General features: G+C 67.7%; 13 protein-coding genes and 1 tRNA gene. 2 read left to right on the forward strand and 12 right to left on the reverse strand.

Annotation, left to right across the window (positions count from 1 at the left end; genetic code table 11):
• Together mpaB and AB0N61_RS01845 are read right to left on the reverse strand one after the other, a co-directional pair.
• Nucleotides 1–1050: a daptide biosynthesis RiPP recognition protein gene (mpaB, locus tag AB0N61_RS01840; RefSeq protein WP_363361306.1), complete on the reverse strand. Its 1050-nt coding sequence runs from the start codon at nt 1048–1050 to the stop codon at nt 1–3.
• The gene (locus tag AB0N61_RS01845; RefSeq protein WP_363361308.1) at nt 1050–1955 is read right to left on the reverse strand and encodes a hypothetical protein; all 906 of its coding nucleotides are present in this window, start codon (nt 1953–1955) and stop codon (nt 1050–1052) included. Before AB0N61_RS01845 ends, mpaB begins: the two co-directional genes overlap by 1 nt.
• Nucleotides 1956–2160: 205 nt before the next feature.
• On the opposite strand from AB0N61_RS01845, the gene AB0N61_RS01850 reads away from it, so the two are divergent.
• Nucleotides 2161–2248: transfer RNA gene (locus AB0N61_RS01850), tRNA-Ser, on the forward strand.
• 83 nt (nt 2249–2331) lie between these two features.
• On the opposite strand, the gene AB0N61_RS01855 is transcribed toward AB0N61_RS01850, so the two are convergent.
• The 8 genes from AB0N61_RS01855 to AB0N61_RS01890 all read right to left on the reverse strand — a co-directional run bounded on the left by AB0N61_RS01855 (nt 2332) and on the right by AB0N61_RS01890 (nt 11344).
• Nucleotides 2332–2931, reverse strand: a complete 600-nt coding sequence (locus tag AB0N61_RS01855) for a GNAT family N-acetyltransferase (protein WP_363361309.1) — start codon at nt 2929–2931, stop codon at nt 2332–2334.
• Between the two features lie 30 nt (nt 2932–2961).
• A complete protein-coding gene (locus AB0N61_RS01860; RefSeq protein ID WP_363361311.1) occupies nt 2962–3597 on the reverse strand; it encodes a phosphatase PAP2 family protein in 636 nt (211 codons plus the stop codon).
• Between the two features lie 30 nt (nt 3598–3627).
• Nucleotides 3628–4857, reverse strand: coding sequence for a multidrug effflux MFS transporter (locus tag AB0N61_RS01865; protein ID WP_363362033.1), 1230 nt, complete (start codon nt 4855–4857; stop codon nt 3628–3630).
• Nucleotides 4858–5140: 283 nt separating this feature from the next.
• Entirely contained in the window at nt 5141–6292 is a 1152-nt protein-coding gene (locus AB0N61_RS01870) for a cystathionine gamma-synthase (RefSeq protein ID WP_363361313.1), read from the reverse strand.
• A gap of 64 nt (nt 6293–6356) precedes the next feature.
• Nucleotides 6357–7733 (reverse strand): cystathionine beta-synthase, encoded by a 1377-nt coding sequence (locus AB0N61_RS01875; RefSeq protein ID WP_363361314.1) that lies wholly within the window; start codon nt 7731–7733, stop codon nt 6357–6359.
• An 89-nt stretch (nt 7734–7822) separates the two neighbouring features.
• Entirely contained in the window at nt 7823–8788 is a 966-nt protein-coding gene (locus AB0N61_RS01880; protein WP_363361316.1) for a carbohydrate ABC transporter permease, read from the reverse strand.
• Nucleotides 8785–9924: a sugar ABC transporter permease gene (locus tag AB0N61_RS01885; RefSeq protein WP_363361317.1), complete on the reverse strand. Its 1140-nt coding sequence runs from the start codon at nt 9922–9924 to the stop codon at nt 8785–8787. Before AB0N61_RS01885 ends, AB0N61_RS01880 begins: the two co-directional genes overlap by 4 nt.
• 103 nt (nt 9925–10027) lie before the next feature.
• Nucleotides 10028–11344 carry an ABC transporter substrate-binding protein gene (locus AB0N61_RS01890; RefSeq protein ID WP_363361319.1) on the reverse strand — a complete coding sequence of 439 codons (1317 nt, stop codon included), beginning with the start codon at nt 11342–11344 and terminating at the stop codon, nt 10028–10030.
• 281 nt (nt 11345–11625) lie between these two features.
• Here AB0N61_RS01890 and AB0N61_RS01895 point away from each other — a divergent pair, with 281 nt between their 5' ends.
• Nucleotides 11626–12630: a LacI family DNA-binding transcriptional regulator gene (locus AB0N61_RS01895; protein WP_363361321.1), complete on the forward strand. Its 1005-nt coding sequence runs from the start codon at nt 11626–11628 to the stop codon at nt 12628–12630.
• Nucleotides 12631–12745: 115 nt separating this feature from the next.
• Here the strand turns inward: AB0N61_RS01895 and rplL are convergent, their stop codons facing one another.
• Nucleotides 12746–13123 (reverse strand): 50S ribosomal protein L7/L12, encoded by a 378-nt coding sequence (rplL, locus tag AB0N61_RS01900; RefSeq protein WP_167948001.1) that lies wholly within the window; start codon nt 13121–13123, stop codon nt 12746–12748.
• A gap of 48 nt (nt 13124–13171) precedes the next feature.
• A complete protein-coding gene (gene rplJ, locus AB0N61_RS01905; protein WP_053097428.1) occupies nt 13172–13660 on the reverse strand; it encodes a 50S ribosomal protein L10 in 489 nt (162 codons plus the stop codon).
• Nucleotides 13661–13819: the final 159 nt, after the last annotated feature.

The raw sequence follows: 13819 nt of genomic DNA on the forward strand, positions 1-13819 counted from the left end.
TCACGTCCGAACGCCGTGCAGGCTGCTCGGAGCAGGAACGCGACCGCCGAGATGGACGGCGAGCGCGGCGACGGCCTGGTCGCACAGCGCACGGGCCGTCGCCGCATCGACGCGGAGTTCGCCGGCGACCCGATCGACGGCGATGTCGACCGTGCTCGAGGTCTGGACGACGGCGACCACCGCAGCGCTCGCGGGCGTCAAGAGCTGGCGCCGTCGGGTCGTGATGTCGGCGAGCAGGAGACCGTCGGCGGTGTCGAGCAGGAAAGGATCGGTCGTCAGAGGCTCGGCGTCCGCGAAGCCGTCGTCGATGAGCGCCCAGCCGAAACCGCAGATCCTGGCGGTGCCGTTCGAGAGCGTGAGCGCCTTCAGGAGGTCGGTCGCCGCGAGATATCGCCCGATCCTCGCCGGGGTGATCGCGTCGAAGGCCGACGTCAGCGTTGCCGCCGCCTCTCCGAGCGCCATCGCGCGCGGCACCGGCGCCGCCAACACCGAGCGCAGCTCGTCGACGACACCGATGACATCGCCCCGCACGCCGACGCTGACGGAGCCGTTGGCGCAGACCCTGACGGCGCGCGGGGGCTCGAGCTCCCCGGGTTCGAGGAGGGCATCGCGGTTCGCCAGCAGCACCCTCTGGTCGAGCAACGCCGACGGGAACACCCCCGTTCGGCGGGCGAGTTCCGCATCCGCGAGGAACGCCCGAGAGCTCGATCCGTCGACGAGGCACACGACTGTGGGCCCGATGATCTGCACGAACGCGGCCGTCACGTAGTCTTCGAGCTCGACGCCACGGTCGCCGAGGAAGAGCTCGTCGCCGGTCTCTCTCAGCGCTCCGCTGTACCTCACGCAACGGGCCACTCCCTCCCACGGGCCGCTGTCGGCGGGCAGCAGCACGACGTCGCCCTCGACCGCGACCTCAGCGACGCGGTCTGCGTGAGCACCGCTCTCGACGAGGAACACCCGAGAGAACACTCCGCCTCCCCCCGCCGCCCACTCCCGCAGCGCTCGCGCTCCCATGAGGACCGAGCCGGCGTCGCCGCCATCGCGAACCATCAGGCACCCTCGGGATGCGTCGCTGCCGTATCGCGACGAGAGGATGTGCGCGAGAGGGGAATCCTGGTGCCGAGCAGCCGGCCGACATGCCGGTGGATGAACGGCACGATCTCGGTGTGCTCGCCCGCATCCGCTCGAGTGAGCAGCTTCGTCATCACGTACAGCTGGGAGATGACGCCGCCGTCGGACTCGAGGTCGGCGCGGAAGCGTCGCCGGATCTGGCCGGCGGCGTCGGGCACGGCGAGCGAGTGTCCGAGCAGGAACGCGGCGTCGTATCCCTGCGGAGCGAGCCCCCAGGCCTCCCAGTCGGCGATCGCGAACGGATCGCGATGGAGGTTGTTCCAGTGCAGGTCGCCATGAGCGGGCAGCCACTGCGCACGATCGATGTCCATATCGATCCCGAAGAACACGGAGATGCGCCTGCGCATGATGGCGGGGTCGAGCACGCTCCGATCGGTGGTCGTGTCCGAGAGTGCCGCGAGGCTGCGCTCGAGTTCCTCCCACCACGCATCGTCGAGCGCGGGGGCGCGATCGAGGACTGCGGTCGACGCGCAGGGGCGCCCCGGAAGGAGCGTCATCAGCTCGGCGCGATACACCAGCGGCCCCTCTTCCCACGCGCGAGCGTCGAGCACACGCGGCTTGGTCACATCCCGGATGGCCGACGACGCGTCTCGATTGCCCGTCCACCAGTCGCCTCGGGCCTGCTCTCGCCGCGCCCACACCACGCGCAGCCAATGGCGCGACCCGCCGTGCTCGACCGCCGACCCGATCGACCGATCACGCCAGCCGAAGCGTGCACGGCCGATCGCATCGAGCCCGAGCTCGGCCAGCGCCCTCGAGTGGGCCATGCGCAGTACCGCGCGCAACGCCGTGCCGGGCGAGATCGCCATGTCGACCGTGGTCATCGAGTCCTCCGAAGATCATCCCCTTCGCGGGGTGTGGGTCATGCCTTCACGTGACTGCATAACGTCCTCTTATGAACGTAGATAGTCGGTTTCAGCGCCCGCAAGAGCGGAGGGAATCACATACCGGTGCGACGGAATCTCGGGTGGGAGTCGGTGCGGTCATGGGCGAGCCACTCGATCGGATAGACTGTTCAGGTTGTTCCTTGGTGACGTGTCCGAGCGGCCGAAGGAGCACGCTTGGAAAGCGTGTGTTGTGCAAGCAACCGCGGGTTCGAATCCCGCCGTCACCGCCAAAAAGCATGAAGGGCCTCCGCATCAGCGGAGGCCCTTCGTCTTCGCGGCGAGCGCCACCCGTCACCGCTCGCCGTCACCGCATTCAGTCGAAGCGCACTCCGTAGCTCTGCCCACCGGGCTCCGCCGGCAGCGGCGTCATGCCGAGGCGCTCGTAGAAGGCGGCGGCGCCCGTGTTCTTCGGGTCCATGCCCAGGTGCAGCCCCCGCACTCCGCGACGGCGCAGTTCGGCGAAGAGCGTCTCGATGAGCTGTCGCCCGAGCCCCTGCCCCTGAGTCTCGGGCAGCAGGTCGATGTGGAGGTGCGCGGGGTACTCCGCGGCGTTCGCATCGCGTCCGGGCGCCTGGCTCCAGCCGTATTCGACCATCCGCTCCTCGCGGGTCGTAGGCTCAGCCGCGCGCGGATACCGCTCCTGTCGCGTCGGCCACCACTCGTCACGGAACCACGTCGCGAAGGCGTCGGTGTCGTCGGTGGCGACGATGTAGCCGATCACGCGCTCGTCGTCGGTCTCGACGACCCAGGCGAGGTCGGGGTGGCGTTCGACGTACGGCACGGCGAAGAGGTCGCCCCAGAGCGAGTCGTCCGCGAGGAACCCCGTCGCGTCGGCCCCGGCGTCCGCCGTTCTCGTGCAGACCTCGTACAGCGCGGAGCGGTCTGACGGACGATAGGGGCGGATGCGTGACACGACGGCTCCTCGACGAGTGGGGGTGTCCCGTCAGCCTATCGGCGTGACCGCCGGATCGTCTCTCTTCTGCCTGCTCACCCACGGCAGCAGCCACGCGGCGAGAACGAGCACGACCCCTGCACCCACAAGGGCTCCGCCGAGCGTGTCGGTGGCCCAGTGCACCGACAGGAGCGTGCGCGATATCGCCATCGCGATCACCCAGAGGATGCCGAGGATCGCGGTCCACACACGAGGGAAGACGAGCCACAGCACCATCGCGATCGTCGCCGCGTTGGCTGCATGCCCCGAAGGGAATGATCCGAAGTCGCTCACCACGATCATGTCCTCCGGGCGCGCGCGGCCGAACAGGTGCTTCAGCAGTTGCACAGCGCCGGCGCTCGCGAGGAACGCGACAGCGGCGAACACGGCGGCCTGCCACCGCCGGACGATCAGCAGGGCGATGATCACGAGCAGGGGCACGACGAGAATCGCCACCCACCCTCCCCCGATGTCGTTCAGCACCAGGGCGACCGTGAGCATCCAATCCGCACGGTGCTGGCCGATCGTGTCATTCCACCAGGAGTCGAAACCCGGAGGCTCGGTGTACCCGAAAGCGAGCGCCGCTCCGAGGAGCGTCGCCGCGACGAGCATCCCTATTCCCCACCACAGCAGCGTTCGTGATCTCATCGGACCATTCTGCCGGTCGGATGCGGAAAATCAGGGAGCCAGCATGCCGACAGTCCGGGGACGCACGATCAGCCACAGCGACAGGACGCCGATGGCCGCGCATCCGACCATGACGGAGGCCATGGTCGTGGCGGTGATTCCGGCGCCCTGGGAGACCCAGCCGACCACCGGCGAGATCAGCCCTGCGACGCCGAAGTTCGTGGCTCCGATCACGGACGCCGCGGTACCTGCCGCCTTGCCGTGCCTGTCGAGAGCGAGCACCTGCACATTCGGGAAGGTGAAGCCGCAGGCCGTCATGAAGACGAAGAGCGGGATGACCGTGCCCCACAGCCCGAGGTCCAGCTGGTCGGTCACGATGATGGCGATCCCGGCGAGAAGCAGGACCCCCGTCGAGTAGGCCATGACCCACTGCGGCCCGAAGCGGGCGGCGAGTCGCGAGGCCGTCTGCACGCCGGCGACGACACCGAGCGAGTTGACCGCGAAGAGAAGCCCGTACTGCTGCGCGTCGAGCCCGTGCGTCTGTTGGAACAGGAACGGCGAGGCCGACAGGTAGGAGAACAGACCCGAGAAGGTCATGCCGCCGATGATCAGGACGCCGATGAAGACGCGGTCGGAGAAGACCGAGCGATAGCGCTGCATCACGGTCGCGCCGCCCTTCTCCTGGCGACGTGCGATCGGCAGCGTCTCGGGGATGAAGACGATGGTCGACACGAGCATCACGACGCCGTACAGGGCGAGCACGACGAAGATGCCGCGCCAGGGCATCAGCGTGAGCAGCCACGAGCCGATCAGCGGGGCGATCACCGGGGCGACGCCGGAGACGAGGGCGAGCCTCGACAGCATGACGACGAGGCGGCGGCCGCCGAAGAGATCGCGGACGATGGCCATCGCGACCACGCCGCCCGCGGCGGCTCCCACGCCCATCAGCACGCGGGCGCCGCTGAGCAGCGGCAGGGTGGGCGCGTAGGCCGCGGCCACGCTGGCGAGCACGTGCAGCGCCGTCACGACGATCAGGGGGATGCGGCGGCCCACCTTGTCGCTGAGCGGTCCGACGACGAGCTGACCCAGCGCGAAGCCGATCATCGTTCCCGTCAGGGTCAGTTGGATGGCCGCGGCGGTCGTCTGGAAGTCCTGTTCCAGCACGGGGAAGGCAGGCAGGTAGAGGTCGATCGTGAACGGCCCGAGCGCGGTGAGAGCACCGAGCAGCACGATGTAGAGCGCGCGGCGGCCGTTCGAGATCGAGTCGCCGGGGTGCAGCATGATCGGCGCGGTGGCCGGGTTGGATCCGAGGGTGCGGATCGCGCCCGTCGACGACGGGATGCGGATGCTGCCTGTGGCAGTCCGCTCGTGAGCGGAGGCGGTCGGGATGGAGTCAGTGCGTGGAGCGTCGGGCACGACGGTCCTTCCGGAGTTCGAGGGGGGTGAGGTCGAGTCGCGAACGCGGAGGAGTCATCGACGAAGGTCGAATCGATTCGATCCGGGCGAAGTCTCCATGCTACAGCGCCGACGAGGACGGCGGCATCCACCGTCGCTGCCGCGGAGATCAGCCGAGGCGCGAAAGCCCCTGTTCGAGATCGGCGATCAGATCGTCGACGCCTTCGATGCCGACGGACAGGCGCACGACGTTCTCCGGCACGGCGAGCGCCGTGCCGCGCACCGAGGCGTGGGTCATGTCCGGCGGATAGCCGATCAGCGACTCGACGCCGCCCAGCGACTCCGCGAGCTGGAAGATCTCGGTCGATTCGGCGAACGACTTCGCCGCCCCGGCCCCCGCAGCGAGCCCGAGCGACAGCATCCCCCCGAATCCGCTCATCTGACGCGCGGCGACATCGTGCCCAGGGTGAGACGCGAGCCCCGGGTAGTACACGGTCGCGAACTCGGGACGAGCGGCCGCCCACTCGGCGATGGCCTGCGCGTTCTCGGAGTGCTGGCGCACCCGCACGGCGAGCGTCTTGATGCCGCGGGTCGTGAGCCAGGCGTCGAGAGGTGCGGAGACGGCACCCACCGCGAACTGCTGGAACTTCACCTGCTCGACGAAGCGGTCGTCGCGGAAGACCACGGCGCCGCCGAGCACGTCGGAGTGCCCGCCGAGGTACTTCGTGGTCGAGTGGACGACCAGATCGGCGTCGAGCGAGAGGGGCTGTTGCAGCGCGGGCGAGGCGAAGGTGTTGTCGACGACCGCGATCGCTCCGGCCGCGTGCGCGATCTCGGCGATCAGCTCGATGTCGACGATCTTGAGCAGCGGGTTGCTCGGAGTCTCGACCCAGACGATCTTCGTCTCGGGGCGGATCGCCGCCCGCAGTTCGTCGGTGTCGGACAGCTCGACCGTCGTGGTCTCGATGCCCCAGGGCGCGAGCACCCTCGTGAGCAGGCGGTACGTGCCGCCGTAGACGTCGTTGCCGAGCACGATGTGGTCACCCGGCTTCAGGATGCCGCGCAGCAGCGCATCCTCTGCAGCGAGCCCCGACGCGAACGACAGCGCACTCGCGCCGCCTTCCAGCGCGGCCAGCTGCGTCTCGAGCGACGAGCGCGTCGGGTTGCCGGCTCGGTTGTACTCATACCCCTCTCGGAACCCGCCGATGCCGTCCTGCACGTGGGTCGAGGCCTGGTAGATCGGCGGGATGATCGACCCGGTCGTCGGGTCGGGCGCCTGACCCGCGTGGATGGCTCTGGTGGCGAAGGAGTGCTCGGACATGCCTCTCAGCCTACGTCCGCCCCGACGCCCGCATCCCCTCCTGTTACGTCCGGCGTCGGAAGGATCAGCGTGAGATGTACGACAGCAGGTCCTGGCGGGTCAGCACCGTGTGCGGCTTGCCGTCGAGGGTGACGAGCAGCGCGTCGACGTCGGCGAGCGCAGCGCGTGCCTGCGCGATCGGCGCATGGATGCCGATGAGCGGCAGCCTGTCGCCCACGTGCTCGCCCACGGCATCCGCCGGCTTCGCCTCGCCCTGGAACAGGAGGTCCAGCAGTCCCTTCTCGTCGACGGTGCCGACCACCTCGCCCATCATGACCGGCGGCTCGGCGCTCAGCACCACGAGCTGAGAGACGTCGTACTCGGTCATCATGCCGATGGCCTCCAGCACGGTGTCGGTCGGATGCGCATGCACGAGATCGGGGATGCCCTCCCCCAGACGGGCCGAACGTGCGGCGAGCACGTCGGAGACCGTCTCGCCCTCCTCGACCTCGCTGAAGCCGTACGACCGCATCCACCCGTCATTGAAGATCTTGCTCAGGTAGCCCCGACCGCCGTCGGGCAGCAGCACCACCATCACGGCATCCGCAGGCAGATCCCGCGCGACCCGCAGCGCACCGACCACGGCCATGCCGCTCGAGCCTCCGACGAGGATCCCCTCCTCGCGCGCGAGCCGCCGGGTCATCGCGAACGACTCGGCGTCGTCGACGGCGACGATCTCGTGCGGCACGGTCGGGTCGTAGGCGCCGGGCCAGATGTCCTCGCCCACCCCCTCGACCAGGTACGGGCGCCCGGTGCCGCCGCTGTACACGCTTCCCTCGGGGTCGATCCCGACGATGCGCACCCGATCGTCCGACACCTCGCGCAGATACCGGCCGGTCCCGGTGATCGTGCCCCCGGTGCCGACGCCGGCGACGAAGTGTGTGACCCGACCGTCTGTGTCGCGCCAGATCTCGGGACCGGTGGTCTCGTAGTGGCTGCGGGGCCCGTTGGGGTTCTCGTACTGATTGGGCTTGAACGCACCGGGGATCTCGCGGGCGAGGCGGTCGCTGACGCTGTAGTACGACTCCGGGCTGTCGGCGGCCACCGACGTCGGCGTCACCACCACCTCGGCGCCGTAGGCCCGGAGGACGTCGATCTTGTCCTCACCGACCTTGTCCGGCAGCACGAAGACGCACTTGTACCCGCGCTGCTGCGCCACCAGGGCGAGCCCGACGCCGGTGTTGCCGCTGGTCGGCTCGACGATCGTGCCTCCCGGCCGCAGCTCGCCCGAGGCCTCGGCCGCGTCGATGATGCGCGAGGCGATGCGGTCCTTCGCGGATCCGCCCGGGTTGAGGTATTCGAGCTTGACGAGAACCGTGCACTCCACGCCCTCGGTGACGTGCTGGAGCTTCACGAGGGGCGTGTCGCCGACGAGGTCGACGATCGAGTCTGCGTACTTCATGTTCACAGCGTACGTGCGACGATGCCGCGACCGGGGCTGTGTTGCGCCCGATCGCGGCATCGTGTGCGCGACCTGTCGAGGTGAGGCGATCAGCCCTTGGTGGAACCCGCCAGGAGCCCTCGCACGAAGTACCGCTGGAGCGAGAAGAACACGATCAGCGGGATGACGATCGAGACGAAGGCGCCCGCCGTGAGCAGGTACCAGTCGTTGCCTCGGGTACCGGTGATCTCCGCCAGCAGCTTCGTGATCGGGGCGGCCGCGCCGTCGGCGAACACGAGGGCCACGAGCAGGTCGTTCCAGACCCAGAGGAACTGGAAGATCGCCACGGAGGCGATCGCCGGCATCGTCAGCGGCAGCACCACCCGGAAGAAGATCTGACCGCGTGACGCACCGTCGACACGAGCGGCCTCGATGATCTCGCCCGGGATCTCCGACATGAAGTTGTGCAGCAGGTAGATCGCGAGCGGCAGGGCGAACATGGTGTGCGCGATCCACACCTGCGCGTAGCCCTGCGAGGCGTCCAGGGGCAGCGTGACCTGCACCCCGAAGAGGTTGATGCCGCGGGAGAACGAACTGAGCAGCGGCACGAGGGCCATCTGGATCGGAACGATCTGCAGGGCGAACACGAAGATGAACAGCGCGTTGCGCCCCTTGAAGTCGATCCACGCGAACGCGTACGCCGCCATGGACGCGATCATCAACGGGATGAGCGTGGCCGGGATCGTGATCGCGATCGAGTTGACGAACGACTCGAGGATCGTCAGCTGCGTGGTGCCCGACTGCAGCACCTGCACGTAGTTGTCGAGTGTGACCTCGGGGTTGGCGAAGAACTCCCACCAGCCGCTCGACTGGATCTGGTCCCGGGGCCGGAACGACGAGATGAACAGGCCGAGGGTCGGTATCGTCCACAGCACCGCGATCAGGATGGACGCCGCCGACGCCCACGGGCGCGACAGCTTCTTGCGCGCTCGCCCGGCGGCCCCGTCGAGACCTCCGCCGGTCGTGATGGCTCGAGTGCTGGTCGAGCCGGTCTGGGCCTTCAGCGTGTCGCTCATCGGACCTCCCGCTGCTTCTTGATCTGGCGCGCGTTGTAGATGACGATCGGGAGCACCAGGATGAACAGGATCACCGAGAGCGCCGCACTGCGACCCGCCTCGAACTTGGAGAACTGCGTGTACATCTCGTTCGCGAGGACCGACGTGCCGTAGTTTCCGGCGGTCATGGTGCGGACGATGTCGAACACCTTGAGGGACGCGATCGAGATCGTCGTGAGCACGACGATCAGCGCAGGGCGGATCGACGGCACGGTGACCGCCCAGAAACGCTCCCAGGCATTCGCGCCGTCGAGCTCGGCGGCTTCGAGCAGCTCGGCGGGAACGCCCTTGATCGACGCCGACAGCACGACCATCGCGAATCCGGTCTGCACCCAGATGAGCACGACGATCAGGAACAGGTTGTTCCACGGCTGGTTGAGAAGGAACTGCTGCGGCTCTCCCCCGAACCACACGAGGATCTGGTTCAGCAGACCGATCTGCTTGAACTCGGGCCCCCGGTATTCGTACATGAAGCGCCAGATGATGCTGGCTCCCACGAAGGAGATCGCCATCGGCATGAAGACCAGGACCTTGTAGATCTTCTCGCCGCGGGTGCGGTCGATGAAGACCGCGTAGGCGAGGCCCACAAGGGTCGACACCGTCGGCACCAGCAGCACCCAGATGATCGAGTTGATCACCGACGTGATGCCGTCGGACTGGGTGAAGATCCAGAGGTAGTTGGCGAAGCCGACGAAATCGCTGCCCGAGGAGTTGAAGAACGAGGTGTACGCCGTCTGGATCGACGGGAGGATGAGCCCGACGAGCAGGAGCAGTATGGCCGGTGCCATGAAGGCGACCAGTTGGATCAGGTAGCCCGCTCCGTCGCGCGATCGATAGTCGAGGAAGAAGAACAGCGCCCCCACGGCGACGGCCACGCCCATGGCCCAGTAGTAGGAGCTGAAGAAGAACATCACCGCGAGCGGGATGAGCAGGCACATCGCCAGTCGCACCCAGGTGTAGATGGCCCCCTTGCGCGGAGCGATGTCCACGAGCAGCAGGATGACGGCGACGACCACCGCGAAGGCGATGACGACGGCGACGGCCTGGAGGACGGGCGGGAGCATGCCGATCCATTGGAAGAATTGAGTCGCGTTCACGGAATCCCCTTCATGACGCGTAAGAAGCTGCAGTTCACGCGACGGTGCGCGAACCGGATGGCGAGGAGGAGGGCCGCCCGTCCGGGCGACCCTCCTCATCAGATCAGCTGGACGGCCAGCCGGTCTCGATCTGCGTCAGGACCTCGTCGGTCGAGGTGCCGTTCACCCAGGCCACGATGCCCTTCCAGAAGGTTCCGGCACCGACGGCGCCCGGCATCAGGTCGGAGGCGTCGAAGCGGAACGTGGTGTCGGGGTCCTGAAGGATCTTGATGGTCTCCTGCAGGATCGGGTCCTTGGCGTTGTCCGGGTCGAGCCCGTTGTTGGCCGAGGTGACTCCGCCGAGGCTCACACGGCTGTTCGCCCACTCGGGGCTGGACAGGTAGGCGAGGACCTTCTGAGTGGCCTCGGAGTCGCTGAACGCGCCGACGATCTCACCGGCACCGGTGACCGCCTTGTCGTCTGCGCTCTCTCCCGGGAGCATGAACGCCCAGACGTCGCCGTCCTCGGCGATGTTCGTGCCCTCCGGGAAGAAGCCCGACAGGAACGAGGCCTGGTGCGTCAGCGCGCAGTTGCCCTCGGCGAGCGCCGGGGCGACATCGCCGAACGCGGTGGAGTTGATCGAGCGCACGTCGCCGAAGCCGGCGTTGACGTTCGCCGGGTTGAGCAGCACCGAGCCGACCGAGTCGAACGCCGTCTTGATCTGCGGGTCGGTGAACGGGATCTCGTTCGTCACCCACTGGTCGTAGACGTCGGGGCCGGCCTGACGCAGGACGTAGTCCTCCACCCAGTCGGTTCCCGGCCAGCCGGTGGCCGTTCCGGACTCGAATCCTGCACACCATGCGGGCGTGCCGGTCGCGGCCTGGATCGTCTCGGTCAGGGCGGTCATCTCATCGAGCGTGGTCGGCACCTCGACGCCCCACTCGGCGAACTTCGCCGGCGAGTACCAGATCCACCCCTTGACGTTCGCCATGAGCGGCGCGCCGTAGAACTCCCCGTCGACCGTGCCGTAGTTCACCCAGTCTTCGGTCCAGTACTCGTTCGCGTTCTTCTCGACCTCTTCGGGAGCGGGCTTCAGGAAGTCGCGCTTGGCGAAGTCGGCGAACAGACCGGGCTGCGGGAAGATCGCGATGTCCGGCGGGTTGCCGCCCTGCGCACGCGTTCCGAGCTGCGTCTCGAAGTCCTGGCTGCCCTCGTACTTGATCTCGATGTCGTTCTCCTCGGCCCAGTCGGCCCAGGACTCCTGGAGCAGCTCGGCCTCGGAGTCGACGATCGTGCCGTAGATGGTGACGGTGTTGTCTCCGCCGCCCCCACTGCCGCCGCTGTCCGTGCCACCAGGGGCACCACAACCGGCGAGCGCGATGCCCGCGACTCCCAGCAGTGCGATCGGCGCGTAACGCCGGGAACGCTGTGACAGACCCATGTGAATTCTCCTCTTCGAGTTTCACGGTTCCCCTGCTGGTTCTGCGCCGCCCCTGGGCGCAGATCGGGAACCGATTCCAGGACAACCTACCGGGGTCTCACGGCGCGGCACAATAAGCCAGGATCACAGACTGACAACCTTTCGCGACACGTCGTCCGCAGCCATGGGAGCGCTCTCTCACATTTCCTGTGGAACCGGTTCCTTTTCGGAACCGCGAGCCGTTACGCTGTGATCGGCGCGTGGGCGGGGCTCGCGCCGAAGTCATGGTCGAGGAGGACCGGATGAGTACGATCGCCGACGTCGCGGCGCGCGCAGGCGTGTCGAAGGCGACGGCGAGCCGAGCGCTCAGCGGACGCGGATACGTCTCGGAGGACACCCGCACGCGCGTCGCCGCCGCAGCCCGCGAACTCGCCTACGTCGCCCACTCCTCCGCCACGAGCCTCGCGACGGGGCGCACGCAGACCGTCGGCGTCATCATGCCGCCGGTCGATCGCTGGTTCTTCTCGGAGCTGCTCGCCGGCATCCAGGAATCCCTGTTCGCCCTCGACTACGAACTCGCCCTATACGGCATCCGCGAGGGCAGCGAGACCCGCGAACGGCTGTTCGACGTGGTGCTCCCTGGCCGACGGTTCGACGGGATCATCGCCGTCGGCATCCAGCCCAGTGCTCAGGAGCTCGAGCGTCTGCATCGCTCCGAGCGGCCGCTCGTCAGCGTCGGACCATACAGCGAAGGCTCCAGCGCGGTGTCGATCGATGACATCGCCGCCGCCCGCATCGCGACCGAGCATCTGATCGAACTCGGCCATACCGCCATCGCCTTCGTCGGCGGATCCACCGACCCTGACCACCTGAGCTTCGGCGACGCCCAGCGCGTCGAGGGATACCTGGAGGCTCTGGCCGCAGCGGGACTCGAGGCGGTCGCGAGGATCGCGGATGCCCGCCCGACGATGCCCGGCGGCTACGCCGCCGCCGTCGAGCTCCTCGGAGACCGCAGAGGCCGCCCCACCGCGATCGTGGGCGTCTGCGACGAGGCGGCGATCGGCGCGATGATCGCGGCCCGTCGGCTGGGCATCGCCGTGCCGACCGAACTCAGCATCGTCGGAGTCGACGACCATGAGCACGCCGAGATGTTCGCGCTCACGACCATCAAGCAGTCGCCGCGCGAGCAGGGGCACGAGGCCGTGCGTCTGCTGCGGCAGCAGCTGGACCACCCGGATTCTCCTCGCGAGCGCACCGTGACGCCATCCGTCCTGGTCGTGCGCAGTTCCACCGCCGGACGACGCTGACCACCGGCCACTCGCCCATCGCCCCGGACGCACGAAAGCCCCGGGCGGACCCGGGGCTTTCGTGAAGCGTTCAGACGCTTCCAGGGCGAGGCATCACGCCGCGACCTGGAACGGATTACTTGAGGGTAACCGTGGCGCCTGCCTCTTCGAGGGCAGCCTTCGCCTTGTCGGCGGTCTCCTTGTTCGCGCCCTCGAGCACGGCCTTGGGAGCACCGTCGACGACAGCCTTGGCCTCGCCGAGACCGAGCGAGGTGAGCTCGCGGACGGTCTTGATGACCTGGATCTTCTTGTCGCCGGCAGCCTCGAGGATGACGTCGAAGGAGTCCTTCTCCTCAACCTCTTCAGCAGCGCCGCCGCCTGCGCCTGCAACGGCGACGGGGGCAGCAGCGGTGACCTCGAACTTCTCCTCGAACGCCTTGACGAAGTCGTTGAGCTCGACGAGGGTCAGGCCTGCGAACTGCTCGAGCAGCTCCTCAGTGGTGAGCTTAGCCATGATGTATCTCCTAGATAGGTGGGTTTGTTGAACGAGATCGTGGGTCGCTCACGCGGCCTCAGCGGTCTCCAGCTTTTCGCGAAGAGCATCGATGGTGGCAGCAGCCTTGCCCATCGTCGCCTTCATCATGCCCGCAGCCTTCGCCAGCAGAACCTCACGGCTCTCGAGCGCGGCGTACTTGTTGACCTCGTCGGCAGAGAGGGCGTTGCCCTCGAAGATGCCGGACTTGATCACGAGAAGCGGGTTGGCCTTGGCGAAGTCACGAAGAGCCTTGGCAGTGGCGACGAAGTCACCATGCACGAACGCGACGGCCGACGGACCCTTGAGGTCGTCGTCCAGCGCGGTGATGCCAGCCTTGTTGGCGGCGATCTTGGTCAGCGTGTTCTTCACCACGGCGTACTCAGCGTCCTGACGGATGCTGTTGCGCAGCTCCTTGAGCTGGGCAACCGTCAGACCGCGGTACTCGGTCAGCAGAACGGCAGTCGAGTTCTCGAATGACTTCGTGAGCTCGGCAACCGATGCGTCCTTCTGCGCCATGGTCACTCCTTGGTGTGTACGAGGCGCCTCACGGAGGTGAGGCGCCGACCCCTGACCGCATGCAACAGAAAAGCTCCGGCGCAAGCGCACGGAGCTTTGGAAAGTTCGTGTCCTGCGCGGGCCCCTGCTGAGCAGAGCTTCGATCGACTCGCGTTCTCA

Origin of the sequence: Microbacterium sp. NPDC089320, from assembly GCF_040684875.1 — a bacterium.
Lineage (GTDB): Bacteria > Actinomycetota > Actinomycetes > Actinomycetales > Microbacteriaceae > Microbacterium.

Excerpts from the sequence above, each read along its gene's own strand:
- AB0N61_RS01880 (WP_363361316.1), bottom strand. The coding sequence starts at position 8,788 with ATGAGCGACACGCTGAAGGCCCAGACCGGCTCGACCAGCACTCGAGCC.
- AB0N61_RS01875 (WP_363361314.1), bottom strand. The coding sequence starts at position 7,733 with ATGAAGTACGCAGACTCGATCGTCGACCTCGTCGGCGACACGCCCCTC.
- rplL (WP_167948001.1), bottom strand. The coding sequence starts at position 13,123 with ATGGCTAAGCTCACCACTGAGGAGCTGCTCGAGCAGTTCGCAGGCCTG.
- AB0N61_RS01845 (WP_363361308.1), bottom strand. The coding sequence starts at position 1,955 with ATGACCACGGTCGACATGGCGATCTCGCCCGGCACGGCGTTGCGCGCG.
- AB0N61_RS01860 (WP_363361311.1), bottom strand. The coding sequence starts at position 3,597 with ATGAGATCACGAACGCTGCTGTGGTGGGGAATAGGGATGCTCGTCGCG.
- AB0N61_RS01895 (WP_363361321.1), top strand. The coding sequence starts at position 11,626 with ATGAGTACGATCGCCGACGTCGCGGCGCGCGCAGGCGTGTCGAAGGCG.
- rplJ (WP_053097428.1), bottom strand. The coding sequence starts at position 13,660 with ATGGCGCAGAAGGACGCATCGGTTGCCGAGCTCACGAAGTCATTCGAG.
- AB0N61_RS01870 (WP_363361313.1), bottom strand. The coding sequence starts at position 6,292 with ATGTCCGAGCACTCCTTCGCCACCAGAGCCATCCACGCGGGTCAGGCG.
- AB0N61_RS01890 (WP_363361319.1), bottom strand. The coding sequence starts at position 11,344 with ATGGGTCTGTCACAGCGTTCCCGGCGTTACGCGCCGATCGCACTGCTG.
- mpaB (WP_363361306.1), bottom strand. The coding sequence starts at position 1,050 with ATGGTTCGCGATGGCGGCGACGCCGGCTCGGTCCTCATGGGAGCGCGA.
- AB0N61_RS01865 (WP_363362033.1), bottom strand. The coding sequence starts at position 4,857 with ATGCTGCACCCCGGCGACTCGATCTCGAACGGCCGCCGCGCGCTCTAC.